The sequence below is a fragment of the Streptomyces aureoversilis genome, assembly GCF_042657885.1.
GTDB lineage: Bacteria > Actinomycetota > Actinomycetes > Streptomycetales > Streptomycetaceae > Streptomyces > Streptomyces aureoversilis.
In genome coordinates, this window is record NZ_JBHSKJ010000035.1 from 15,203 (window position 1) to 37,006 (window position 21,804).

The following is a 21,804-nucleotide window of genomic DNA, read 5'->3' on the forward strand; positions in this document are numbered from 1 at the left end:
GATCCCGATGCGGGACCGTAGCGTGGCCGCGTACTGGCGGACGAATCTCACCATGCGGCAGCTCGGTCCGTTGTTCGGGATCTCGCAGTCGGCTGCGGACCGGGTTATCGACCACATCTCTCCGTTCCTTGCGCTGGCACCGGTCCATCGTCGGCACCCGGCAGGCACGGTGCTGATCGTGGACGGAACCCTGGTCCCCACCCGCGACCGGAGCGTGGCCGCGTCCTCCAAGAACTACCGCTATTCGACAAACCTGCAGGTCATCGTCGAGGCGAACAGTCGTCTGGTGGTCGCGGTCGGCTGTCCGTTACCCGGCAGCCGGCACGGCGCCCGAGCCTGTGGAGAGTCCGGCGTGGACCAGGCAGTGAAGAACGCGCCACTCCTGGGGGACGGCGGCTACCGCGGTACGGTCGCACTCATTCCGCACTGGCCCCGGCCCAACCGGCCGCTCACCCCCGAACAGCAAGCGGACAACACCATCCACCGCAGGGCCAGAGCCCGCGTTGAACATGCCTTCTCCAGGATGAAGACCTACAAGATCCTCCGCGACTGCCGCCTGTGTGGCGACGGCGTCCACCAGGCCATGCTCGGCATCGCCCGACTCCACAACCTCGCCCTCACGGGATAGCCCACGAGCACACGAGAGACACATCGGCCTACCTCAACAGCCCCTTACGGGACATCATTTACCAGCTGTCCCTGAATCGCTGGCCGAGCGCGGCGCGTTAGCCCTCGCCGTTGTCTCACACAGCGAACGACGACTCCGGCTGTCCGGCCGTGAGCTGGCAGGCCTCGCGCCGCTGGTAGGTGAGTGGTTTCAGCGCGGAGCCGCAATGGGAGACCTCCGCCAAGATCCAGCCGCCCCGAGCTCCTCAACGGCTGTCTCACCGAGACCGGACTGACCCTCCGCCCCGGATAACGCACTACGACACCACGAGTTCAGCCTCAGTAGACTTTAAGATGAGCCACCGACTCTACTCGAAAGGAATTTTCTCTTTCAGCCTCCCCAGGTCGACCTGCACGATAGTTCCATGCTTGACCGGAAGGAGAGACTTATCGCCGGCCAGCCACGACATATCCGATCCACTCGCCCCTTCGGCCGACTTGTAAGTACCCCCATGCACGACAAGAAGCCTCACAGGCCTCGCACCAAAGAGCGATGCATATTTACTTACATCCAGACTCAAAATCTTCCCGAGGTAGCTATCGTTCCTAACGTTAACACATTCTCCGGGATTGATCGTGATGGAATTCTTCTTCAGGGCGTCAACCAGTTTCTTCTTAGCCTCGAGGGCGCCTTTCGCCCCCGAATGTGCCGTCGTTCCGAGAAGGGCAGCCAACTTAACAATTTCATGAAGATCGAGAATGTTCTTAACCTTCGCCGGAATGGATCCAGCCTTCACGATTCCCTTCACCGCACCCTTCACTGCACCAACACCGAGCGCGAGTGAAGTAACGTCGACCACGAAGTCAGCAATGGCCCATGCCGTATCCTTAGAGACCATTACGTAAATCGGTTCACGAGAGTTGGTGCCGTTATAGATATAGATATTATGACTACTCGATCCACCCTTGCATTTGAGCTCATAAATTAAAGATCGAGACGCCGCGGCAGCGGCGAAAGTGTTCCCTGAACTCACTGAGACAAGCGCTACAGAGATAGCGCAGCTGAGCGCACGCACTACAACTTTCCCGCGAAGAGTATCAAGTCCCATACCGAATTCCCTCTCCATGTCAACTAATACTGCAATGGTGTTTTTCTGATTGCTGGGCAGTCTTCAAGGACTGTAGCCCCGTCGTTTGTAGTGACTGAGCTTCTTCAGCGTGGTCTCTGAGGGTGACGGAGCCGCCGATGTTGACATCGCTCTGACCTTGGTCTGTGCGGCGCTGGTGTCGTGACCTCCGAGCGCTGCTGTCACCCGATCGGGGCCGAGTTGAAGAGGTTCAGTAAGGATCTTCAGAGTGGCCACCGATCGGGTGGTGGCTGTCGGCCCGTAACGGACAGGACTCCCCGCCGTTGGGCGAGATGTCTGACGTCTCATCCACCCGGCCAAGGAGCCCTGTTGGTCACCTATCCTTGCGCACTCGATCTCCCGCATGCCCTTGTGGAGTGGGTGACCATGCTGATCGTCACCCGTGAGGGTGACCGTAGGTGCAAGCTGCGGCCGTCCCAGCGCGCGGTCGTGGCCCTGGTGTATCTGCGCGAGCACATCACCCTCGCCAAGCTCGCCGCGGGCTTCCGGATCAGCGAGAGCACCGCCCACGCCTACATACGCAGCGTGACCACACTCCTCGCCGGCCGGGCCCCTTCCCTTACCCGCGCACTGCGGAACGCAAAGCCGGAGTACGTGCTCGTCGACGGCACGATCGCCGAGTGCGACCCGCGTCGGTGACCGGGAAGCGGACTACTCCGGCAAGGCCAGGCGCCACGGCGTCAACATCCAGGCCGTCACCGGACCCGCCGGCGAACTCCTCTGGCTCTCACCCGCACTGCCGGGCAGAAACGTGGACATCACCGCCGCCCGCACCCACCACATCATCACCATCTGTGAACGCATGAAGATCCCTGCCCTCGCGGACAAAGCGTACGAAGGGGCCGGTGGAACCTTCTGCACCCCCTTCAAACGGCACTGCGGACGCGACCTCACTCCCAAACAGGAAGCCGTCAACCGCGTACACGCACGACTCCGGATGCCGGTCGAGCGGGCCTTCGCCCGCCTCAAGTGCTGGCGCATCTTCCACAAAGCACGCTGCAGCCCCAACCAACTCACGTCAACACTCCAGGCCGTTCTCACCCTGGAGCGGCAACACTGAAGATCCTTACTGAACCTCTTTCATCCTGTTCCAGGAGGGCGAAGAAGGTTCACTCTGAAGATCCAAAAATCTCAGTCAGCCGACGGAGACCCTGGCGTTACAAATCCGCGGCTTGCCTTCCTTCTCCGGGATTTTTTTACTGCCCAGCAGGAACGGATGGAAGCTCGGATTATCGGTACAGTAGTTACTCCTCCCCTTAACCAGGCCCCCGTCCAGTGCTGGAGCACTCTGGAATTTTGAACAATCCACGAAGAATTTGGATCTCTCCTCCGCCACATTTTGTTGGCAGTCGGGAGGGTGCCGTGGAAGCAACCGCGCTGCCCACGCCTTGCATCGCAAGCGCCAATGACAGGGCGCAGGCGCAGACCCAAAGGCAGAGTTATTCTCGGTTGGCCCGCCAAACAACTTCCCCTTTCTTATTCTTGATGACAAGGTTTCTGTCCTCAATGACGAGCGTGGAGCTCTTATCGCCTTTGTTCGGCGACACCCACACCACCCTCGGATTCTTTGATCCATCCCTGATTGCAAGTTTACCGTCCGATCCGAAGGTCGCCCTGCTCCCTGGCTTAGCATTGGGCGACTTCCACCACACTTGGTCGTATCCTTTAATTCTCATGTCGCGAAGAACGAGGCGCCCCCCTTTTTCTTTTTCGAAAATGAGCGCAGACTCTTTACTCTTGGACCAATACTCAACATTTTCACCCAGCTCTTTTCCTGCTCGAACTACTCCAGATTCGTCGGTTACGATATTCCAGGAACCCTTGGCCGATACCGCATTCCCGAAGTGCAACCGCATCAGGATAGCGTTATTTGCAATGTAACTTGAGGTATCCCGTGGAGGCGTCCACCGCGGAATGGGCGGGGGTGCCAGCGCGGCCGTGGTCAACATTACCGCCGGAACGAGAAGTCCGGCGATAATAAACCGGCGCCGCTTCCTACTCTTACCCCATTTCATATTAGCCTCTCATTGCTTCAGGGGTTAATCCACCGAGCGCAGTAGGCGAAGTGGATTTCGGGGGAATGGGGCGATTAGTTACCCATATTTCTTTTTAGCAAGATTATCCGGCCCTGAGGTGTGCGAAACACCCGTCCTTGCCAAACTGCGAGGTTCCTCCGTGGTTCTGAGCACCTGGACACTGAGCCTCTTTCATCCTCTGCGTCGAAGGAGTAGAGAACTACCTCTGACCTGCTACGACACTGTCCTTCATCACCCCTGGAACCTCAGGATGAAAGAGGTTCACTGAACCTTTTTTGTCCTGAATAGTCGCTGGTTAGGGGGTGTGGACGGTAGCGACGATGGTTCCGATCCGGTTGGTGGAGTATCGGGTTCGGCGGAGGATGCGCCAGGTTTTGAGTCGGGTGAAGGTGTGTTCGCTGGGGGCTCGCGGTCTTGTGTGGATGTGGTTGTACCGCTGGTAGTGGTCGGGGAGTTCGTGGTGTCCGTCGTAGGGGGTGCGGACGGTGGCACAGCCTTGGTAGGGGGTTGGCCGGGGCGAGGATTTGCCGGGTGAGGCAGGTCTAGATGATGCCGTGGGCGCGGGCCGCGGTGAGGTCGTGGGTGCGGCTGGGCAGTGCGCGGGAGAACCACAGCGGGGTGCCGTCCGGACGGGTGATGACTTGCACGTTCCTCCCGTGCCGCTTGTGCTTCTGGCTGTCGTACGGCTCGTCCGCCTTGATGCGGTCGGTGGGGACGAGAGTCCCGTCAACAATGACGAAGTCGCCCTCACCCAGACCCGCCAGAGCCTCATGGAGACCCGGTGCCCAGGAGGCCAGGGCGTCGAGGGTTTCGTCGACGTACCGCCAGGCCGTTGTGGTGGAGATCCCGAAACCTCCTGCCACCTGCGCGAACGTCTCGTTCTTCCGCAGATGGGCCAGCACCAGCAGGGCCTGCTTGAAACAGCCAAGCTCCCGCCATGGCGAGCTGATCTCCTGACCTGCGCGTTTCACACTCCCAGGACCAGGATGAAAACGTTCAGTAGGGAGCTGACAGCGAGGTCGTCCGTGAGAAGAGCCAGCGGCACATAGCACGGAGGCATCACATGGCCGCGATCTGGGCCGGCATCGACGCAGGCAAGACCCACCACCACTGCGTCGCAATCAACGAAAGCGGCTAGCAGCTGCTGTCGCGACGCGTCACCAGCGACGAGCCGGAGCTCCTCGAACTCCTCGCCGACGTCCTGGCCCTGGGTGACGAGGTGACGTGGGGTATCGATCTGGCTGATGGCGGAGCCGCTCTGGCCATCGCGATTCTCCTCGACCACGGCCAGGCGACGCACTACATCTCTGGCCGGGCCATCAACCGCGCCTCCGAGAGCTACGCGGCGAGGGCAAGACCGACGCCAAGGATGCCACCGTCATCGCGGATCAGGTCCGCGTCCGCCGCGCTCTGCACCTCTTACACCCAGGTAACGAGACTGTCACCAACCTCAAGATCCGCACCGGTCGCCGCTTCGACCTGGTCGCCGACCGCACATGCACTATCAATCGCCTTCGCGCCCAGCTGACCGGCGTCTTTCCGGGCCTGGAGCGGGCACTCGACCTGACCAACACCGGTCCCCTGGTCCTGCTGACCGGCTACCAGACTCCTGCAGCCGTCCGCCGGATCGGGCGCAAGCAGCTGGAGACCTGGCTCCGCAACCGGCAAGTGGTCCAGGCCGGCCAGCTGGCTGAGACCACCGTCCAGGCCGCCGAGCGCCAGCGTACGAGTCTGCCCGGCGGCTGGTGCACACGCTGGCCAAGGTGGTGATGTCCCTCAACCGGCAGATTTCTGAGATCGACAAGCGAATCGAGGCCCGTTTTCGCCAGCGCTCAACCTTCGAGGTGATCACCAGCTTGCCGGGCATGGGCCCCATCCTGGGCGATGAAATTCCTGTCCGCCACAGATGGCGACATGACCGGCTTCGACACCGCCGACCGCCTCACAGGCTTCGGGGGGTGTCGCACCAGTGCCCCGCGACTCCGGCAAGATCAGCGGCAACCTACCGCGCCCCAAGCAATACAATCGACGACCCCAACGAGCCTTCTACACTTCGACATTGTTCAGCATCCGACACTACGAGGAATCCCGCCGGTTCTACGAACGCAAACGAGCTGAGGGCAAGGGACACCTCCAAGCCGTGCTCGCTCTCGCCCGCCGCCGCGTCAACGTCCTCTGGGCCCTTCTACGCGACGGACGATGCTACGAACCCACGCCACTCGCCGCTCTCGCAGCTTGACAGATGACATTAGGAATCAGTCAACTTGATAACGGCTTCCAGGTCAACGGCCCTGCTCCGGTGAAGATCTGACGTTCTCGCAGACCTCAGACTATCGACCGTCCTGCCGATCAAGGATAACAGGTCCACGAACAGCCTTCCAGCACTTCCACCCCAAAGAGAGGAACGAAAAGATTCAACAATCACTCCCCAAAAGGAGATCCCGTTTCCCAGTCATACGGCCACGGATTGAATTTGTCCAGCCGCCAGAGGAAAGGTGGGTAACCTGAGCATTTCTTGACATAAATGGCGTAGAATACCTTTCCCTTTTTACCGGTGTGGCCACCTAGATAGAGGCAGCCGGATCCCTCACCCAGCCCGATATTCATCATGCGACCATCGGACAAAAGCCCCCACCACTGGCCACCCTTTTTTTGCGCCTCGTTATCCTTCTTGCAAGACTCAAGCCAAACCTTTCCAAAAATCACCCCCTTTCGCGACTTCCTCACTTCGCCAGCGGTGAGACACTGATCACGTTTGGGGGCAGCCTTAAAGGGGCCAGCCAACCCGTTGGGAGCACTCCAACTCTGCTCTTTTTCACTGGAGCAAACACCTGCAACAACCCCTTGTAGAGTCCTAATATAGGACGGAGGGCCATGCCTCAGGCATTGAGGCCCGGCTTTGCTCTGCAGAGCCATATCGTAGTTACTCGAGTCAATCTCTTGCAATGTGCCACGCTTGGCCAGATATATTCCTTGCTCATTCGAAACCCAAGAATCGTCGGCACCGGTTGAAAATTCAGCCGATTTCTTCCTATCCTCGGCCACAACAAGCAGAGTTCTAATCTTTGCGTTTTGCAGATCCTTGAGCCCTTCTACGCTAAAAAGATTCCATAGGCTGCTCCTGAAAACCGGCACCGCCTCGCCTGGCGAAACCTTCGTTGAGATTTTCTTGAATCCATCAAAAAGTTTGTAGCCAAATTCGCGAACTGCCGCTTCTTCGACAGCTTTAGCGACCTCTCCGCTCGCCTTCTGGGTGCCATATAGTTTGCGAAGCTGATTAAGCGATGTAAGACTCTTCTTGAGCCCCGAAAATGAAAGGTAGGCTTTCGGGATATTTTTCAGGCCCAGGATAGATAATGCAGCATTGGCGAGGGCGTCATGAAGCAGCCATTCAGGCTTAAGGGAGACAAACACGTAGACATTCTGCCTCGTGTTATTAAAGAAATGAATGGTGCTCCCTGAAATTCTCCCCGCCGAGTCGACGCTTGTCAGTGAAGGGTTTACCGAATTTACTGCAGATACGACGGCACTGCCGCTTGTTCCAGTAAGCGCCAATAAAGCCAGCAGAATCCCAATGCAGACTGCGGCAGACATGCCCTTGAATTTTTCGCGCAAGCCAAATCCTTTCCCCTGCTTCGAAGTGGAATAGGCCATCGACAGGGCTACGACGACGAGTCCGGCATCGTGGCAAGAGTCCATCGCGTAGTCGAGCAGGCGGCGGGAGTGCAGCCATCCTTTGCCTCGTCCGACAACGCATCAACGTCCTCTTCACCATGCTCACAGACGGCTACCTTCTACGAACCACGACCAGCCATCCCGGCTTGACCAAACCCATAAGGGCACCCCGTGTCCCGGGTGGCAAAGAGCTCCGGGAAGGCGGAGATCCGCCAGGCGCGGGCGTCGTGCCGGCTGCTGGGCACGGGTGCCGGGACTGTGAGCAGGCCCCCGCCGAGGGTGGCGGCGATCTGCAGGCTGAAGCCGGTGTCCCGGTGCTCCCCGGAGAACAGCGCGGTGCCCTCGTTCGCCCAGTCCCCCGTGGTCATCAGGGTCCGTTCGACCAACACGGCACAGCCGACCGAGACCTCCGCCAGGTCGGGAACGTGCCCGGCCAGGTTCTTCCCCACCACCGGCAGCAGTCTTCTCCAGCGGCGGGAGATGGTGGCCTGGCTCACCCCGGATAGCTCCGCGGCCACGGCCTGGACCGGGATTCTGCCGCAGCAGGAACAGCACCACCGACCGGTACAGAACCAGCACTCGCATCCGCTCCGGACGAGCCCCACTGGGCCTGCCCGGAGCCCCGCATCAACATGGGCAACCAACTCCGCCAGTTGTTCTCCGTCCCGTCGTAACGTTCCAGCTCAACGTCCCTGTTCTGGTAAAGATCTGACGTCTTCGCAAACATCAGCCTACCGGGCAGGGCCGCCTTGTTGCTCAAGGGAAAACGCCCCAATGAGTAGGGCTCCTGGGTCAGGAATTCCATACAAACACATCGATGGCCAGTGCACTTCAGGTGGATCTTCAATATCTCAGATCCATGGGAAGGCTTGTCAGGGGGTGCACCATCCAGCCATACTGGGCTCATCTTCTTGAGGTGAGTATTAAAGTGACAGTTCCTCCGCCCTTTACAGGGGTCACTGGTACAGCGTTTCGCATGGCCCAGTTCCGGGAGCAGGAGCGTCAGCGGCCGGATCGACTCTTCGACGACCCCTGGGCGGCAGTCTTTACCCGCTCGGCCGGACTTTCCCCTCCTCATGACCACTGCCCGCTCTCGGCACGGATAGCACTGTATGTAGCGGTGCGCACTCGATTCTTTGACGACTTCCTGGGTGATGCTTGTGCTGCCGGACCAGGTCAGGTTGTACTATTGGCAGCGGGCCTCGATTCCCGCGCTTTCCGCCTGCGCTGGACAGATGAGGTCCGCTTGTACGAGCTCGACCTGCCTCAGCTGCTAGCTTTCAAGGAAGACGTCCTAGCCAGCCAGAAAGCAGAGCCCAAGTGTCTGCGCACGGTAGTTCCTTCTGATCTCTTGACGGGGAACTGGCCAGCACAGCTGATACAGGCTGGATTCAATGAAGGCATGCCGTCCGTCTGGCTCATTGAAGGTCTCCTGATGTACCTAGACGCCATACAAGCCAGACACCTGCTCGAAACCGTCAGCACTCTTTCAGCCCCCGGCAGCCAGCTCGCCCTCGACTGCGGAAGCGCATACCCAAGCTCACGAGGCACTCTCAGGCGCGGCGGACTAGGGGCCACAACGGGTGAATGGCTCCACTCTCAGGGGTGGAACCTCACTACCCACCGCGCAGCCTCACTCCTTACCGCATACCGGCGTCCTGGACAACTCGCCAACAGCCAGTTCTATCTCGCCACCCGAAGCGCCTCCCAGGACACCGGGCACGACGTCTGAGCATGTCCGAAAGATAGCTCTTCCAAGATTTTCGTGGCGTGTCCAGGACTTTGTGTAAGCCCTCGATATCATGTGGTGTTGAGCTGAACCTCGAAGAGTGAGAACTGGTTCAGCGCCCTCTTTCAGTGTGGTGCGACGTGGTTGATATCACGCACTTTAGGGGTGATCAGCTTGCGGACGGCTAGGTAGAACACCTTCAACGCGGCGTGTTCGGAGGGGAAGTTCCCGCAGTTGCGGGTGGCTTTCCGCAGCCGTGCGTTGATCGACTCGATCAGGTTCGTCGAGTAGACGACCTTTCTTATCTCTGGCGAAAAGGCCAAGTAGGGCGTGAACTCTCTCCAGGCGGCCTGCCAGGTCCGAACGATCGCGGGGTACTTCTCGCCCAGCTCGCCGACGGCGAATTCAGTCAGGGCCTGCTCAGTCGGCGCCATGTAGATCACTTTCAGCTCGGTGACCAGCCGTGCGTGATGCTGCTTGGAGGCGAACCGCAGCGACGCGCGGATCAGATGAAGCCGTCAAGAAACAACACGTTGCTTCACGGAGATGATCTCGTTGAATTTGGTATGCGCATATCCGACGAGGTCCGCACCCGGTTGGCGCGACGGCTCGACGTTCTGCTCCCGCATCTGAACAAGCGTCAACGGCGTCTGGCGCTGGCGACCGAGGCCCGGCTGCTCGGGCATGGAGGCGTCGGACTGATTGCTCGGATAGCCGAGGTCAGCGAGACGACCGTCCGCAAGGGCGTGTTCGAACTCGAAGCCGGGGTCGATCCGCTGCCCGAGGGACGTAATCCGGCGCCCTGGTGGCGGGCGGATGCGGGCCGACGCGGTCAAGCCTCAGCTGGTTCCGGCACTGATGGCGCTGGTTGAACCGGACGAGCGCGGTGATCCGATGTCGCCGCTGCGCTGGACGACGAAGTCGCTGCGGCACCTGGCCTCGGAGCTCGTCCGGCAGGGGCATCGCGTGACCGCGCCCACGGTGGGCCGCCTGCTCAAAGAGCACGGGTTCAGCCTGCAGGGCACCGCCAAGGCCCTGGAAGGCGATCAGCATCCTGACCGGGACGCGCAGTTCCGCTATATCAACGAGCAGGTCAAGGAACACCAGGCCGCGGGCGAGCCTGTGATTGGCGTGGACGCGAAAAAGAAGGAACAACTGGGACAACTGCCGATGCCCGGGCAGGAATGGCGGCCGACCGGACAGCCCGTCGAGGTCGAGGACCACAGCTTCTTCGCGGCCCGCACGTGGAGTCCGTGATCCCGTACGGGATCTACGACATGACGGCGAACACGGCTGGGTGAACGTCGGCACCGACCACAACACCGCCACGTTCGCGGCGGCTTCGATCCGGTGCTGGTGGCAGGCGCGCGGCCGGTACGACTACCCCGCGGCATCCCGGCTGCTGATCACCGCGGACGCCGGAGGCTCCAACAGCTACCGCTACCGGCTCTGGAAGGCCGAGCTGGCCGCGTTCGCCCCGACGTCGGCCTGACAGTGACGGTCTGCCACTCCGCCAGGTACATCAAAATGGAACAAAATCGAGCACCGGCTGTTCTCCCACATCACTATGAACTGGCGCGGACGCCCCCTGACCAGCCACGAGGTCGTACTCAAAACAATCACTGCGACCACGACCCGCACCGGCCTGCGCGTGGATGCTGCTCTCGACGAGGGCTCCCACCCGACCCGCTTCTCGGTCAGCCGCGAGCAGGTGCAGGCCCTGCCGATCACCGCGCATGCCGACCACAGCCGGTAAAACTACAGCATCGCCCCGACCGGCACCGCCGCCCCCGCACCGCACGCCGACGAACGGGCAAAGGCCCGCGCACAAGCCCTCAAGATGCTCGCCGACCCCTGCCTGACCGGCATGAGCACAAGCGAACTGGACGCACCACGAGCCCAGTTGGCCCGTCGGCCCCGGCCCAGGCGGCAGCGGCCGAACAACACCGCTACGTGCTCCGCAAAGGACGACGCGTCGCCACCACCGGCCGCAGCCGGTCACTGCTGTCAGACGGGGACGAAGTCCTGCTCACCGTCGTCTACCTGCGACAGGTATGCCCGCAGAAGGTCATGGGCGACCTGCTCGGGGTGAACCCCGTCACCATCGACCACGGCATCAAGGCCACCCGGAAGCTGCTGGACGACCGGAAAATCAGCATCACACCCACCGTCGTGCGCTACTTCACCCGCGCCGAGGATCTCCGCGCCTGGGCCACCGGCAGCGGCCCGGCCGAGCACGCTCCCGCGACACTGACCCGCCAGGCCCTCGCGGATCCGACTCTGACCGGCATGTCCCGCGAGGCATTGCACGCCCTGCTCGAAGAGCTGATCGTGCCCTGCCGCCGCGATCGAAGAGCGCTGCCACCGGCCAGCGCGGTGGCAGCCGGCGCCCGGGCACCCGCGGCGGCGTCTTCCGGCAGAAGATCACCGATGACGACCGAATCCTCGCCACAATCCTCTACCGCCGCCGTGTCTGCGGCCTTGACTCTCTCGCCCAGCTGTTCGGCGTCTGCCGAAGCACGCTGTGGAACGCGATCCGTGATGTCCTGCCGATCCTCGACGCCCGCCACATCGACATCACTCCCGCCGACCACCGCCACCCCACCGCAGCCGACCTGCTCACCTCGGTCGGCGCCGATAACCACCAGGTTGTTTCTTGACGGCTTCGATGAATCACACACGTTTGTACCGTGGCCTTGGGCCAGGTCGCGGTGACCGCTTCAGGCAGGCCTTTCAGGCCGTCGCAGGCGACGATGCAGACGTCCTCGGCCCCGCGGTTACGGAGCTCTGACAGCACGGTCATCCAGGCGGGGCGCCTTCGCCCTCGTCGCCGACCCACAGGCCGAGGGTGTCCTTGCAGCCGTCCAGTCCACCCCGACGGCCAGGTAGACCAGCCGGGAGGCCACAGACCCGGGGCAGATCTTCACCCACAACGCGTCTACGTAGATAATCGCAGCGACAGATTAAGGACAATCAGCCTGAGCTCACGCGTGCCAGATCAGCTATCAAGATAAGAGCTCGTAACAGGATCATGGTTGGTGCTCGTTGAGGGGTCGCCAGCAGATGAGGCTGCAGGCGAGGGAGGCGAGGGCGTCGTAGAGGTCGGAGGTGTCGTTCCCAGCGGACGGCGAGGTGTTTGAACTGGTGGAGGAGGGCGACGGTCTGCTCGGCGACGTAGCGGAGCTTGCCCAGGCCGTGGAGGTCAGGTGAGCCTTTGCGGGAGATGACGGGGAGGATGCCTCGTCCGCAGCTCACGCCGGTTCGGACGGCTGTCGTAGTCTTTGTCGCCAAGGAGAGCGTCCGGGCGCTTGCGCGGGCGTCCGGGCCTGTCGGCGACGGGATGGATGTCATCGACATGTTCAGGGTCTGGGTGATGTCGTTGACGTTGGCCGCGGTGGTGACGACCTTCAACGGAGTGCCCCTTCCGTCGCAGATCAGATGGTGCTTACTGCCCGTCTTCCGGCGGTCGACCGGCGACGGGCCGGTCCCGGCTCCCCCTTTTTCTCGCGCGGATGTAGGAGGCGTCTACACAGGCCCGGGACCAGTCGAGCTCATCCGCGGCATGCAGCTTTGCGAGCAGAATCCGGTGCAGGTGCTCGAAGACACCCGCCTCGTGCCACCAGCCCAGCCAGCGCCCGCACGTCTGACCCGAGCCGAACGCCAGCTCCAATGGCAGGAGCTGCCAGCTGATGTCCTGGTAGAGCACGTACAGGAGGCCCTGCAGACACAGCCGGTCACTGTGGGCGTCGCCTGAAACGGGTTCAGGCACGCATTCCGTGAAGGACATGCTGAGCAACTACGGTCTATGGTCGGCCGGAATCCTGCTCGGCTGGCTGTGGTTGGGCGAATCGCTGTGAGGGAGAATGCTCGGCATGACGACTTGAAGAGGACCAGCCGGGTGGCAGCACTGGCGAAAGGCCGCGACCTGGGACACGATTCCCGACGGAGATCGACGAGTCTGCGCCGCCTGCGGGACGCCTGTCCGCTCATACCAGCACCGCTTCCATCCGCCCGAGTCCTCAACGCTGCATCGGACTCGCCTGGTGTTCCTGTCGCAGGGTCTACTCCAACAACTGGTGCACATCCCACGGAAGCGAGTCCTGGTCGATGCTGTGGCCTCTCTCCCCCCGAGCAGCGAGAGCGGCTTCTACATTCAGAAAGGTGATTGATCGCTTTCCTGGACCGTCAGACCCGAGCCGCCGGAGGTTAGGGCTGGCGGCTGGCTGCGATCAGGCGGAGCCGCTTGCACAGCAGCGGCGGTTTCGCTCGACCGAACATGCTGTGCTTGAGGCTTTGAGGTCGTTGACGCGGCCCTCGACGGGCACGGAGGGCCAGTCGGTGCTGATGCCGTAGACGACGACGTCGAGGTCGGGGATCAGTCCGGCAGCGAATCCGGCCAGGCCGCACTGCTCGTCCGTGCAGACGTCGGCGATCCAGTGCCGCAGCCGGTCTCCTTCGCGGTTGGTCGCGCAGGTGCAGACGTGGCCTACGGCGGCCGTGAGCCCAGGTGAGCGGACCAACAGGTTCTTGAGCTGCTGCTCGTCGTCCTGACGCAGGTGGCCGGGGTGGTGCATGATCCAGTCGGCAGCCTCGCGAGGTGAGGGCGGCCTCGCGATCGGCGGTGGGCTCCCGGCAGCGCGACGGTCGGGACGTAGCGGCCGGACGTAGTCGCGCAGGGTGCTGTAACTGCAGCGTGCTCCGCGTTCTTGGAGCTCGTGGTGGAGGCGGGATGCGTTCGTGCAGCCCTCGGCGATGCGCTTTCGAGGTAGCCGCGGCAGATGATCTCGATGCCGGGGTGCTCGCGCAGCCACGCGGCGACGCTGTTCACGTCGCGGTCGGGCAGCAGGTCAAGCGGCTGGTGAGTCTCGCAGTCGACCAGGATGGTCCCGTATCGGCGGCCCTTCCTGGTGGCGACCTCGTTGATGCCGAGCACGCGCGGAGGCGCCCCAGGCTGGGTCCGGCAAGGCCATCACCAGACGAAGAACGGTCGTCCGGCTGACCACGACACCGAGCAGCAGCGCCAGACGGACCACGGCTCGGGCCACCAGAACCGGCCCGCCCGTGCCCGGTTTCGACTGGTGTGAGGTAGCCGAGCGCGGGTGACGGCAGCGCGGGTTGTAATAGGCCAGTCAGCGGAACAGCTCGAGTCGGAGCTGTACTTTCGAGGTCCAGCGGTGTCTGTGGAGCCACTCACGCTTGAGGCCCTGAAAGAACAACTCGGCGAGGGCATTGTCGTAGCTCGAGCCGACCCAGCCCATGCTGCGGCGGATGCCGTGCCGGCGGCAGACCTCGGCGAAGGCAGCCGCGCTGTATTGGGCGCCCCTGTCCGTGTGGAAGACGACGCTGTCCACCTGGCCGCCGCGGGCAGCCACGGCCCTCTCGATCGCGTCGGTGACCAGCGAGGTGCGCATGCGGTCAGCGATCGACCAGCTCACCACACACTGCGAACAGATGTCGATCACCGTGGCGAGATAAAGCCACGTCGCGCCGGCGGCTATGTAAGTGATGTCGCCGCAACCACCTGGTGTTCAAGGCGTTCGCGGTGAAGTCGCGCATCACCAGGTCCAGCGCGGACGGCGCGGCCCTGTCCGCGATCGTCATCCGTTTCTTCTTCCGCAGCGCCGGCCGACGTGGTTGACCCGCATCAGCCGCGTGACGCGCTTGTGGTTGGTCCCGTGCCCGCGGGCACGGAGTGCGGCATGGACGCGCGGGGCACCATAGCACCACCGTGTTCGGCGTGGATCTCATGGATCTCGGCCACGGTCCGTTTCTCCTCGGCCCGGCATCCGGCACGGGCCTGAGCGGTGGCCAAGTGCCGATAGCAGCCGGCGCGGGACACCCCTAGCACACGGCAGACCCGCTTCACACCGAAGTCGGCGCGGTTGTCGGAGATGAAGCCCCAGCAACGGGTCTTCACTTCACCTCCCGAGCGAAATAGGCGGCTGCCCCGCGAAAGATCTCGCGCTCCAGCTGCCACTCCTCTTCCGCCTTCAGCAGCCTGGCGTTCTCCGCCCACAGCCGGGCCAGCTCCTCCACCACGCTCACACCGACATCGCGGCCCCCGGGCTCCGCCCAGGCCTCGTCCTTACGGACCCACGTCCGCAGTGACTCCACGGTGATGCCGAGATCCGCAGCCACCGCCGCGTACGTGCGCTCGCCGACCACGGCGCGATAAAGCGCGACAGCATCCTTCCGGAACTCCTCCAGATAAGGATACTTGCATCCCACCTGAACATCCCTCCCCGGACCATCAAGATCCATTGTCTGGATGTCCACTCCAAAGGATCAGCCTCATCGCCCTCCTCCACCAGTTCAAACGCCTCGCCATCCGATGGGAACGACGCCTCGACCTCCACGACGCCCTTGTGTCCCTCGCCTGCAGACTCATCTTCTGGCGACGCCTCAACAAGCACAAACCATGATCGCGTTACGAGCTCATAGGGCCATCGAGCGTGGAAAGATACGGAACCCAGCAAGGCTCCTCGAACGAAGCGCGCTGTGTATCGAATCCCAGTGAAACGACTGGGAGCCTCGCCTCATTACCTACTATGACCAGCCCATTTACCTCTCCGGGGAGGTTAAAAGAGTTCAGTCAAAGCGCTGCAGCAGACAGCATCTGACATAAATTAACTTTTTCGGAAAAACATTTTCTTGACTTTCTCAATTGCCGTCTTCGCAACACTCTTCATTGTGTTAAAAAACGCCGTTGCCTTTTCCCATCCTTTCTTGATAAGTCCAACAAGATCCTTAACCTTGGCCCTTACCTCGAAGATAGCTTTAGCCGCCGCATCGGCCGCCTTTTCGAGTAGGTTAAGGCCTACTTTTTGAGCCTCTGGCGAGATTTCTCCGAGTTTTTTCATAGTCCTCTTCAAGAGCCCAAGGGCGTCTTCTTTAAGGGTATTTAGAGCAGCCGTGAGATTCTGTAGCCGCGCTTGAATCCGCTTTTCAAGTAGCGCATCATCACCCTTCTCCTTCTTAGTGCTCTTTTGAATGATATTAATATCATCTTTAGCTTTATCGACTAGGCCTTTCGCATCCGATTCATACTTATCAGTCACCTCAATTGCCACTTGCGGCGGCGTTTCATCTAATAGCCGCACCCGCCCAACCCGAGAGGTTACTCGGCCGTGAGCGTCCCCCGCAAAGGCTTTCGGGAAAGATTGAAAAGTACAAACGAATACTGCAGCGGAAACAATTGAAACGACCGAGCGGCGAAATAGGGCATTTGACCCGAATAGAATCATGATGCAACAGCTCCGTATTCTTGTCGAGCTTTAAGGATTAAATAAGCAGCCGTGAATGGCGAGAAAATACGAAACCAAAAGGTCGTTTTAGAGGTTGAGAGCTCGTAACGGGATCATGATTTGTGCTTGTTGAGGCGTCGCCAGCAGATGAGTCTGCAGGCGAGGGACACAAGGGCGTCGTGGAGGTCGGAGGCGTCGTTCCCAGCGGACGGCGAGGCGTCTGAACTGATGCAACAGAGCGAAGGTCTGTCGACGACGTAGCGGAGCTTGCCCAAGCCGTAGAGGTCAGGTGACCCCTTGCAGGAGATGACGGGCAGGATGCCTCGCTTCCGCAGCTCACGCCGGTTCGGATGGCTGTCGTAGCCCTTGTCGCCAACGAGATCCTCCGGGCGCTTGCGCAGGTGCCCGAGCCTGCCTGCCATGGGCCGGATGCCGTCGACCAGGTTCAGGGTCTGGGTGATGTCGTTGACGTTGGCCGCGGTGGTGACGACCTTCAACGGAGTGCCCCTTCCGTCGCAGATCAGATGGTGCTTACTGCCCGCTTTCCGGCAGTCGACCAACGACGGACCGGTCCCGGCTCCCCCCTTTTTCCCGCGGATGTGGGAAGCATCAACGCAGGCCCGGGACCAGTCGAGCTCATCCGTGGCATGCAGCTTCGCGAGTAGAACCCGGTGCAGGTGCTCGAAGACACCCGCCTCGTGCCACCGGCCCAGCCGGCGCCAGCGCGTCTGACCCGAGCCGAATCCCAGCGCCAGGGGTAGGAACTGCCAGCGGATGTCCTGGTAGAGCACATACAAGATGCCCTGCAGACACAGCCGGTCGGACACCGGCCGCGGGCCCGGACCCCGCCCGGGCCCGCGACAGCAGCAACGGCTCGATCACTGCCCACAGTTCGTCGTCCACGATCCACGGCCGCTTGCACACGCCCCCACCAACAGCCGGAACAGCACACACATCACGGCTGACCAGCAACACTCAAAAAGATCCTGTTACGAGCTCTAAGTTGACACCTTGACAGGCTCATCGACCGGGATGAAAATTTACAGGTGAGACAAGGTGGGCTAACAGGTGAGACAAGGTGGGCTAAATCGCCACTTCGGCGCGCTTGTCGGAGATGAAGTCCCAGCAACGGGTCTTCACTTCACCTCCCGAGCGAAATAGGCGGCTGCCCCGCGAAAGATCTCGCGCTCCAGCTGCCACTCCTCTTCCGCCTTCAGCAGCCTGGCGTTCTCCGCCCACAGCCGGGCCAGCTCCCCCACCACGCTCACACCGACATCGCGGCCCCCGGGCTCCACCCAGGCCTCGCCCTTACGGACCCACGTCCACAGTGACTCCACAGTGATGCCGAGATCCGCAGCCGCCACCGCGCACGTACGCTTACCGGCCACCGCGCGGCAAAGCGCAACAGCATCCTTCCAAATCTCCTCCGGATAAGGAGACTTGCACCCCACCTGAACATCCCTCCCCGGACCATCAAGATCCATTGTCTGGATGTCCACTCCAAAAAATCAGCCTCACTCACGTGAGACTGCGATACCGAGTCGAATGGGGCATCGCCCGCCTCAAGAGTCTGCGATGGCCTGAAGGGGCTGGGCGTGGTCGGGGAAGTCGGGTCGAAGAGTGGTCCAGCTGCTGCGGGCGTCGTTCCGTTACGCAGCCCGCCAGGACTGGGACAAGATCGCCAAGCGCTCAAGCCGGTCCACACTGCCCCGACCAGGGACGCTGCTACCAGTTGCTTCCTCGAGGTCTCCAAAAAATGGAGAGCGAAATACCCCGCGATCGTGCCGACTCTGGTAGAACGCCTGGGCTGAGTTCGTCCCGTTCCTGCAGTTTGACAGCGAGATCCGCCGCATCGTCTGTACCACCAACGCGATCGAGTCGGTCAGCGCACGCATTCGCCGGGCCGTCCGTGCCCGTGACGCTTCCTGTCCGGGGCCGCCTTCGCTGAAATGCGTCTACCTCGCGATTATGAGTCCGGACCCGACCGGGAACGGCCGGAAACACTGGACTAGCCGCTGGGAGCGGGCCCTGCAGGCCTTCGATATCACCTTCGACGACCGCCTCACCAACAGCCACATCTGACCCGACATAACAAATTAGTTACACCGAAAACTTCACAGACCCCCTCGGAAAAGGGAGAGTTCAGCTCACGCCGACGGGCATGGGCCAGCCACGCGACGCGCTCAACGAGCTCGTGGGACGTCGAGTATGGAAGGATACTGAACAACAGAGCCCCCGGCCGACCGCGTGTTAAGCGAAAACACCACACCAACGACGAGAGGCTCTGCCACGGAACTAAACCCATTTCACCAGACGTTGCACCCTTCATACACTAGGACGAAAAAGGCTCATTCACGGCAGTTCCAAGGCTTGAACAGATGACCGAAATTACTTTGACGATGAAAACCCAGCCTTAATCTTATCCTTGATGTTACTCCACAACGTCTTGACCTGACCAAAGTAAGCCTTGACTTTCGCCCATCCCTCCTTGACCCATTTAATAAAGCCCTTAACCCAGCCATGGACTACACCGACAACCCCAGCCAGCGCATCGGATGAACCCCTGAGTAGTGCACGGATTTTACCTTCAGCTGCCGGGAATTCCTGCACGAGGCTCGTGACACCGCCTTTAATGGTACTTGAAAGTGCAGCTAGTTGCGCTGTAAGTTTCTCCATATCTCGCGCAATATCAGCTTCAATACTCGCCCTATCCTTCTCCTTTTTCGCCTCTTTCGCCTTTTGAATCTTATCCTCAACGGCTTTTTGAGTCGCTCCGACTAGCCCTTGCGCCTCTACCTCATATTTCTTAAGCATCTCCTTTGTCTTAATAATCGCCTTGTCATCTTCTACTGGCCGTACATGCCCGACCCGAGAGGTCACTCGCCCATGAAAGTCATCCGCAGAGGCTTCCGGGAAGGACTGAAAAGCACAAGCGAATACCGCGGCAGAAACAATTGGAACGATCGAGCGGCGAAGTAAAATACTTGTCTCGAGTGGACTCATGATACAACAACTCCGTATTCCTGTAGAGCCTTTAGGGTTGACATGTGGAGAATTCGCTCGAGCTGCGGGCTGAATCCGTTAAGGCAGCCCTAGGCACCAGAGACAGTCCAGCGGAATTGACGCACACTTTCCATCTGCTCCGGAATCGCCCGTCCCTGGGTGCGATGAGGAAGGGGGAAGGTCCAGGAAACGCTTCCCCTAGGCACGCGAAGCACACGGCCAGACCCGATCGCGAAACTGGAACTATGAATATGTGAGCTGGGTAATGAGAACTCTTTCCTGGCGTTGAGCTGAAACTCTTCGGCCACCTGGAGCCTTTTCCATTTGTACGGCTGGCGGGTGGAGTGACAGCAGGGCATTAACGGTGAATTAATGAACGGGTCTGTGAAGTTTTCGGTGTAACTAATTTGTTATGTCGGGTCAGATGTGGCTGTTGGTGAGGCGGTCGTCGAAGGTGATATCGAAGGCCTGCAGGGCCCGCTCCCAGCGGCTAGTTCAGTGTTTCCGGCCGGTCCCGCTAGGTAGACGCACTTCAGCGAGGTGGCCTCGGACGGGAAGTGTCCGCGGGCACAGCCCTGCAAATGGGCTTGATTCGGTTTGACGGACATCCGAGATCATGGATTCTGCCCCGGAAAGATGTCCATCATGGAGAGCATGCCCCAAGAAGAAGCCGCGTCCTCGCCTCTCGTTCACGCCGGAGTTCAAGCCGAGATCGTCGAGTTCAAGCGTGGTGACCGATCGGTCGGTCAGGTAGCCAAGGACTTCGACCTGACCGAGACCACGGTGCGTTTGTGGGTCGCCCAGGCCGAGACCGACGCGGGCAAGCGAGAGTGCCTTGCCAGCAGCGAGCGGGCCAAGCTGGCCGCGTTGCGGCGGGAGAACCGCCGGCTGCGCGAGGACGTGGCGGTCCTCAAGCGGGCCACGGCTTTCTTCGCGACGGAGACCCGGTGACGGTGCACCCGTTCATCGAGGCAGAGAAAGGTCACAACGTCAAACGGGCGTGTGAACTGCTGAAAGTCTCCCGTACCGCCTTCTACACCCGCCGCATGGGCACCCCCGGCCACCCCCGCAGTGCGGAACGCGGAGCTGACCGAGAAGGTCAACGAAGTCCACCGCCACTCACGCGGGACTCACGGTGCCCCACGCGTCCATGCTGTTCTGCGGCGTGAGGACGTCCGGGGCGGCCGGCGCCGTGCCGCCCGGCTGATAAGAGCAGCCGACCTGCAGGGCAGGCATCACCGGCATCGGCACCGGACCACTGTCCCGGATGCCTGGGCAGGCGTCCGCCCTGACCTCATCGGCCGCGACTTCGCCCCCGGACCGGGCGCCCCCGGCGCCCGCTGGTGCGGCGATATCGCCTACATCCCCACCAGCGAAGGCTGGCCCTGCCTGGCCACGGTCATCGACATCGGCACCCGCCGGTCATCGGCTGGGCCACGGCTGATCACCTGCGGACCGAACTGGTCGCCGACGCCCTCAAGGCCACCTGTCGACAGCAGCGCCCCGCGGGCTCGGTGATCTTTCACTCAGACCGGGGATGCCAGTACAACAACGCCGAATTCGCCGCTCTGAGTGCGTAGTTCGGTATACGGCTCTCGGTCGGTCGGACCGGTCAGTGCTGGAACAACGCCCTCGACGAGTTGTTCTGCGCCACCGTCAAAGGGAAACTGCTTGGAACACAGCCCTGGCCCAACCGGGCCCTCGCCCGAACGGCGGTCTTCGATTTCATCGAGGGCTGGTACAACTCACGTCGTCTGCACAGCAGCCTCGGCTACCGCTGCCTCGCCGAATACAAAGCCAACCACGCAGCCTGACCAACACAACCGCGACCTGCGCGAACGTCTCATTCTTCCGCACGTGTGCCAGCCACCAGCAGGGCCTGTTGGAAACAGCCGAACCTTCGCCAGCGCGAGTTGAGTTCACCTCGGCGGGCATGGACCAACCACAAGCCGACTCGACGAGCTCATACAGGACATCGAGCATGAAAAGATACAGAACCAAGCGAGGCTCCCCGAACGAAGCGCAATGCATAGAAAACACCAGCGCAACAACCAGGAACCTCGCATCGCCACATCATCCCCTTACTGACCAGCCCTTTCACCCTCCTGAAACAAGATGAACAAAATTCACTGAACGTTTTTCATCCTCTACGTCGAAGGAGTAGAGAACTACCTCTGATCGATGAAAGAGGTTCACTCAACCACACATACAATCCCCGGACCCCGCAGTGTCCCCGGACCCCGCAGTGTCCTCAGACCCCGCAGTGTCCTCAGACCCCGCAGTGTCCTCAGACCCCGCAGTGTCCTCAGACCCCGCAGTGTCCTCAGACCCCGCAGTGTCCTCAGACCCCGCAGTGTCCTCAG

General features: G+C 61.2%; 17 protein-coding genes and 12 pseudogenes. 12 read left to right on the forward strand and 17 right to left on the reverse strand.

What is annotated here, in order from left to right:
- Position 1: 1 nt before the first annotated feature.
- Positions 2-628 (forward strand): annotated as a pseudogene (locus ACFPP6_RS35250) (transposase); the annotation flags it as partial.
- A 346-nt stretch (positions 629-974) separates the two neighbouring features.
- Here ACFPP6_RS35250 and ACFPP6_RS35255 read toward each other — a convergent pair.
- Positions 975-1,733, reverse strand: coding sequence for a hypothetical protein (locus tag ACFPP6_RS35255; protein ID WP_382050921.1), 759 nt, complete (start codon positions 1,731-1,733; stop codon positions 975-977).
- A 330-nt stretch (positions 1,734-2,063) separates the two neighbouring features.
- On the opposite strand from ACFPP6_RS35255, the pseudogene ACFPP6_RS35260 reads away from it, so the two are divergent.
- A pseudogene (locus ACFPP6_RS35260) lies at positions 2,064-2,814 on the forward strand (transposase).
- 379 nt (positions 2,815-3,193) lie between these two features.
- Here ACFPP6_RS35260 and ACFPP6_RS35265 read toward each other — a convergent pair.
- Both ACFPP6_RS35265 and ACFPP6_RS35270 read right to left on the reverse strand, forming a co-directional pair.
- Positions 3,194-3,769 (reverse strand): hypothetical protein, encoded by a 576-nt coding sequence (locus ACFPP6_RS35265; RefSeq protein ID WP_382050923.1) that lies wholly within the window; start codon positions 3,767-3,769, stop codon positions 3,194-3,196.
- 316 nt (positions 3,770-4,085) lie between these two features.
- Positions 4,086-4,728: pseudogene (locus tag ACFPP6_RS35270) on the reverse strand (transposase family protein); the annotation flags it as partial.
- Between the two features lie 125 nt (positions 4,729-4,853).
- On the opposite strand from ACFPP6_RS35270, the pseudogene ACFPP6_RS35275 reads away from it, so the two are divergent.
- A pseudogene (locus ACFPP6_RS35275) lies at positions 4,854-6,029 on the forward strand (IS110 family RNA-guided transposase).
- A gap of 182 nt (positions 6,030-6,211) precedes the next feature.
- On the opposite strand, the gene ACFPP6_RS35280 reads toward ACFPP6_RS35275, so the two are convergent.
- Entirely contained in the window at positions 6,212-7,405 is a 1,194-nt protein-coding gene (locus ACFPP6_RS35280; protein WP_382050925.1) for a hypothetical protein, read from the reverse strand.
- A gap of 179 nt (positions 7,406-7,584) precedes the next feature.
- On the reverse strand, positions 7,585-7,962 hold the full coding sequence (locus ACFPP6_RS35285; protein WP_382050927.1) for a hypothetical protein: 378 nt from the start codon (positions 7,960-7,962) through the stop codon (positions 7,585-7,587).
- 479 nt (positions 7,963-8,441) lie between these two features.
- Between ACFPP6_RS35285 and ACFPP6_RS35290 the strand changes: the two genes are divergently transcribed.
- A complete protein-coding gene (locus ACFPP6_RS35290; protein WP_382050929.1) occupies positions 8,442-9,197 on the forward strand; it encodes an SAM-dependent methyltransferase in 756 nt (251 codons plus the stop codon).
- 122 nt (positions 9,198-9,319) lie between these two features.
- Here ACFPP6_RS35290 and ACFPP6_RS35295 read toward each other — a convergent pair.
- Positions 9,320-9,709 (reverse strand): annotated as a pseudogene (locus ACFPP6_RS35295) (transposase); the annotation flags it as partial.
- 3 nt (positions 9,710-9,712) lie between these two features.
- Positions 9,713-10,030 carry a hypothetical protein gene (locus tag ACFPP6_RS35300; RefSeq protein ID WP_382050931.1) on the reverse strand — a complete coding sequence of 106 codons (318 nt, stop codon included), beginning with the start codon at positions 10,028-10,030 and terminating at the stop codon, positions 9,713-9,715.
- Here ACFPP6_RS35300 and ACFPP6_RS35305 point away from each other — a divergent pair.
- The 3 genes and pseudogenes from ACFPP6_RS35305 (at position 10,011) to ACFPP6_RS36570 (ending at position 11,909) form a co-directional block, all read left to right on the forward strand.
- Positions 10,011-10,451 (forward strand): ISAzo13-like element transposase-related protein, encoded by a 441-nt coding sequence (locus ACFPP6_RS35305; RefSeq protein WP_382050933.1) that lies wholly within the window; start codon positions 10,011-10,013, stop codon positions 10,449-10,451. The two genes, ACFPP6_RS35300 and ACFPP6_RS35305, sit on opposite strands and share 20 nt — an antisense overlap.
- A 40-nt stretch (positions 10,452-10,491) precedes the next feature.
- Positions 10,492-10,950: pseudogene (locus ACFPP6_RS35310) on the forward strand (ISAzo13 family transposase).
- Positions 10,951-11,147: 197 nt separating this feature from the next.
- Positions 11,148-11,909: a helix-turn-helix domain-containing protein gene (locus tag ACFPP6_RS36570; protein ID WP_417802632.1), complete on the forward strand. Its 762-nt coding sequence runs from the start codon at positions 11,148-11,150 to the stop codon at positions 11,907-11,909.
- On the opposite strand, the pseudogene ACFPP6_RS36680 reads toward ACFPP6_RS36570, so the two are convergent.
- The 5 genes and pseudogenes from ACFPP6_RS36680 to ACFPP6_RS35335 all read right to left on the reverse strand — a co-directional run.
- Positions 11,854-11,988, reverse strand: a pseudogene (locus tag ACFPP6_RS36680) (transposase); the annotation flags it as partial. The gene ACFPP6_RS36570 and the pseudogene ACFPP6_RS36680 overlap by 56 nt on opposite strands.
- 179 nt (positions 11,989-12,167) lie before the next feature.
- Positions 12,168-12,605, reverse strand: coding sequence for a hypothetical protein (locus ACFPP6_RS35320; protein WP_382050937.1), 438 nt, complete (start codon positions 12,603-12,605; stop codon positions 12,168-12,170).
- Positions 12,606-12,639: 34 nt separating this feature from the next.
- Positions 12,640-12,981 carry a transposase gene (locus ACFPP6_RS35325; protein ID WP_382050938.1) on the reverse strand — a complete coding sequence of 114 codons (342 nt, stop codon included), beginning with the start codon at positions 12,979-12,981 and terminating at the stop codon, positions 12,640-12,642.
- Between the two features lie 442 nt (positions 12,982-13,423).
- Positions 13,424-13,768 carry a hypothetical protein gene (locus tag ACFPP6_RS35330; RefSeq protein WP_382050940.1) on the reverse strand — a complete coding sequence of 115 codons (345 nt, stop codon included), beginning with the start codon at positions 13,766-13,768 and terminating at the stop codon, positions 13,424-13,426.
- A 496-nt stretch (positions 13,769-14,264) separates the two neighbouring features.
- Positions 14,265-15,455: pseudogene (locus ACFPP6_RS35335) on the reverse strand (IS3 family transposase); the annotation flags it as partial.
- Between the two features lie 32 nt (positions 15,456-15,487).
- On the opposite strand from ACFPP6_RS35335, the pseudogene ACFPP6_RS35340 reads away from it, so the two are divergent.
- A pseudogene (locus ACFPP6_RS35340) lies at positions 15,488-15,616 on the forward strand (IS5/IS1182 family transposase); the annotation flags it as partial.
- A 204-nt stretch (positions 15,617-15,820) separates the two neighbouring features.
- On the opposite strand, the gene ACFPP6_RS35345 reads toward ACFPP6_RS35340, so the two are convergent.
- The 3 genes and pseudogenes from ACFPP6_RS35345 to ACFPP6_RS35355 form a co-directional block, all read right to left on the reverse strand.
- Complete coding sequence (locus ACFPP6_RS35345; protein WP_382050942.1) at positions 15,821-16,438, reverse strand: hypothetical protein; 618 nt, start codon at positions 16,436-16,438, stop codon at positions 15,821-15,823.
- A 113-nt stretch (positions 16,439-16,551) separates the two neighbouring features.
- A pseudogene (locus ACFPP6_RS35350) lies at positions 16,552-17,362 on the reverse strand (IS5 family transposase).
- 212 nt (positions 17,363-17,574) lie between these two features.
- Positions 17,575-17,937, reverse strand: a complete 363-nt coding sequence (locus ACFPP6_RS35355; RefSeq protein ID WP_382050944.1) for a transposase — start codon at positions 17,935-17,937, stop codon at positions 17,575-17,577.
- Between the two features lie 121 nt (positions 17,938-18,058).
- Between ACFPP6_RS35355 and ACFPP6_RS36580 the strand changes: the two are divergent.
- A pseudogene (locus ACFPP6_RS36580) lies at positions 18,059-18,520 on the forward strand (transposase); the annotation flags it as partial.
- Between the two features lie 306 nt (positions 18,521-18,826).
- Here the strand turns inward: ACFPP6_RS36580 and ACFPP6_RS35360 are convergent.
- Positions 18,827-19,441, reverse strand: coding sequence for a hypothetical protein (locus ACFPP6_RS35360; RefSeq protein WP_382050946.1), 615 nt, complete (start codon positions 19,439-19,441; stop codon positions 18,827-18,829).
- 420 nt (positions 19,442-19,861) lie between these two features.
- Positions 19,862-20,010: pseudogene (locus tag ACFPP6_RS36585) on the reverse strand (IS256 family transposase); the annotation flags it as partial.
- A 76-nt stretch (positions 20,011-20,086) separates the two neighbouring features.
- On the opposite strand from ACFPP6_RS36585, the gene ACFPP6_RS35365 reads away from it, so the two are divergent.
- The 3 genes from ACFPP6_RS35365 (at position 20,087) to ACFPP6_RS35375 (ending at position 21,255) form a co-directional block, all read left to right on the forward strand.
- Positions 20,087-20,392: a transposase gene (locus ACFPP6_RS35365; RefSeq protein ID WP_382050948.1), complete on the forward strand. Its 306-nt coding sequence runs from the start codon at positions 20,087-20,089 to the stop codon at positions 20,390-20,392.
- 120 nt (positions 20,393-20,512) lie between these two features.
- Complete coding sequence (locus ACFPP6_RS35370; RefSeq protein ID WP_382050950.1) at positions 20,513-20,959, forward strand: IS3 family transposase; 447 nt, start codon at positions 20,513-20,515, stop codon at positions 20,957-20,959.
- A gap of 68 nt (positions 20,960-21,027) precedes the next feature.
- Complete coding sequence (locus ACFPP6_RS35375; RefSeq protein ID WP_382050956.1) at positions 21,028-21,255, forward strand: integrase core domain-containing protein; 228 nt, start codon at positions 21,028-21,030, stop codon at positions 21,253-21,255.
- Positions 21,256-21,804: the final 549 nt, after the last annotated feature.

Excerpts from the sequence above, each read along its gene's own strand:
- ACFPP6_RS35290 (WP_382050929.1), top strand. The coding sequence starts at position 8,442 with ATGGCCCAGTTCCGGGAGCAGGAGCGTCAGCGGCCGGATCGACTCTTC.
- ACFPP6_RS35325 (WP_382050938.1), bottom strand. The coding sequence starts at position 12,981 with ATGTCCTTCACGGAATGCGTGCCTGAACCCGTTTCAGGCGACGCCCAC.
- ACFPP6_RS35305 (WP_382050933.1), top strand. The coding sequence starts at position 10,011 with ATGCGGGCCGACGCGGTCAAGCCTCAGCTGGTTCCGGCACTGATGGCG.
- ACFPP6_RS35330 (WP_382050940.1), bottom strand. The coding sequence starts at position 13,768 with ATGCACCACCCCGGCCACCTGCGTCAGGACGACGAGCAGCAGCTCAAG.
- ACFPP6_RS35265 (WP_382050923.1), bottom strand. The coding sequence starts at position 3,769 with ATGAAATGGGGTAAGAGTAGGAAGCGGCGCCGGTTTATTATCGCCGGA.
- ACFPP6_RS35365 (WP_382050948.1), top strand. The coding sequence starts at position 20,087 with ATGGAGAGCATGCCCCAAGAAGAAGCCGCGTCCTCGCCTCTCGTTCAC.
- ACFPP6_RS35345 (WP_382050942.1), bottom strand. The coding sequence starts at position 16,438 with ATGATTCTATTCGGGTCAAATGCCCTATTTCGCCGCTCGGTCGTTTCA.
- ACFPP6_RS35255 (WP_382050921.1), bottom strand. The coding sequence starts at position 1,733 with ATGGAGAGGGAATTCGGTATGGGACTTGATACTCTTCGCGGGAAAGTT.
- ACFPP6_RS35360 (WP_382050946.1), bottom strand. The coding sequence starts at position 19,441 with ATGAGTCCACTCGAGACAAGTATTTTACTTCGCCGCTCGATCGTTCCA.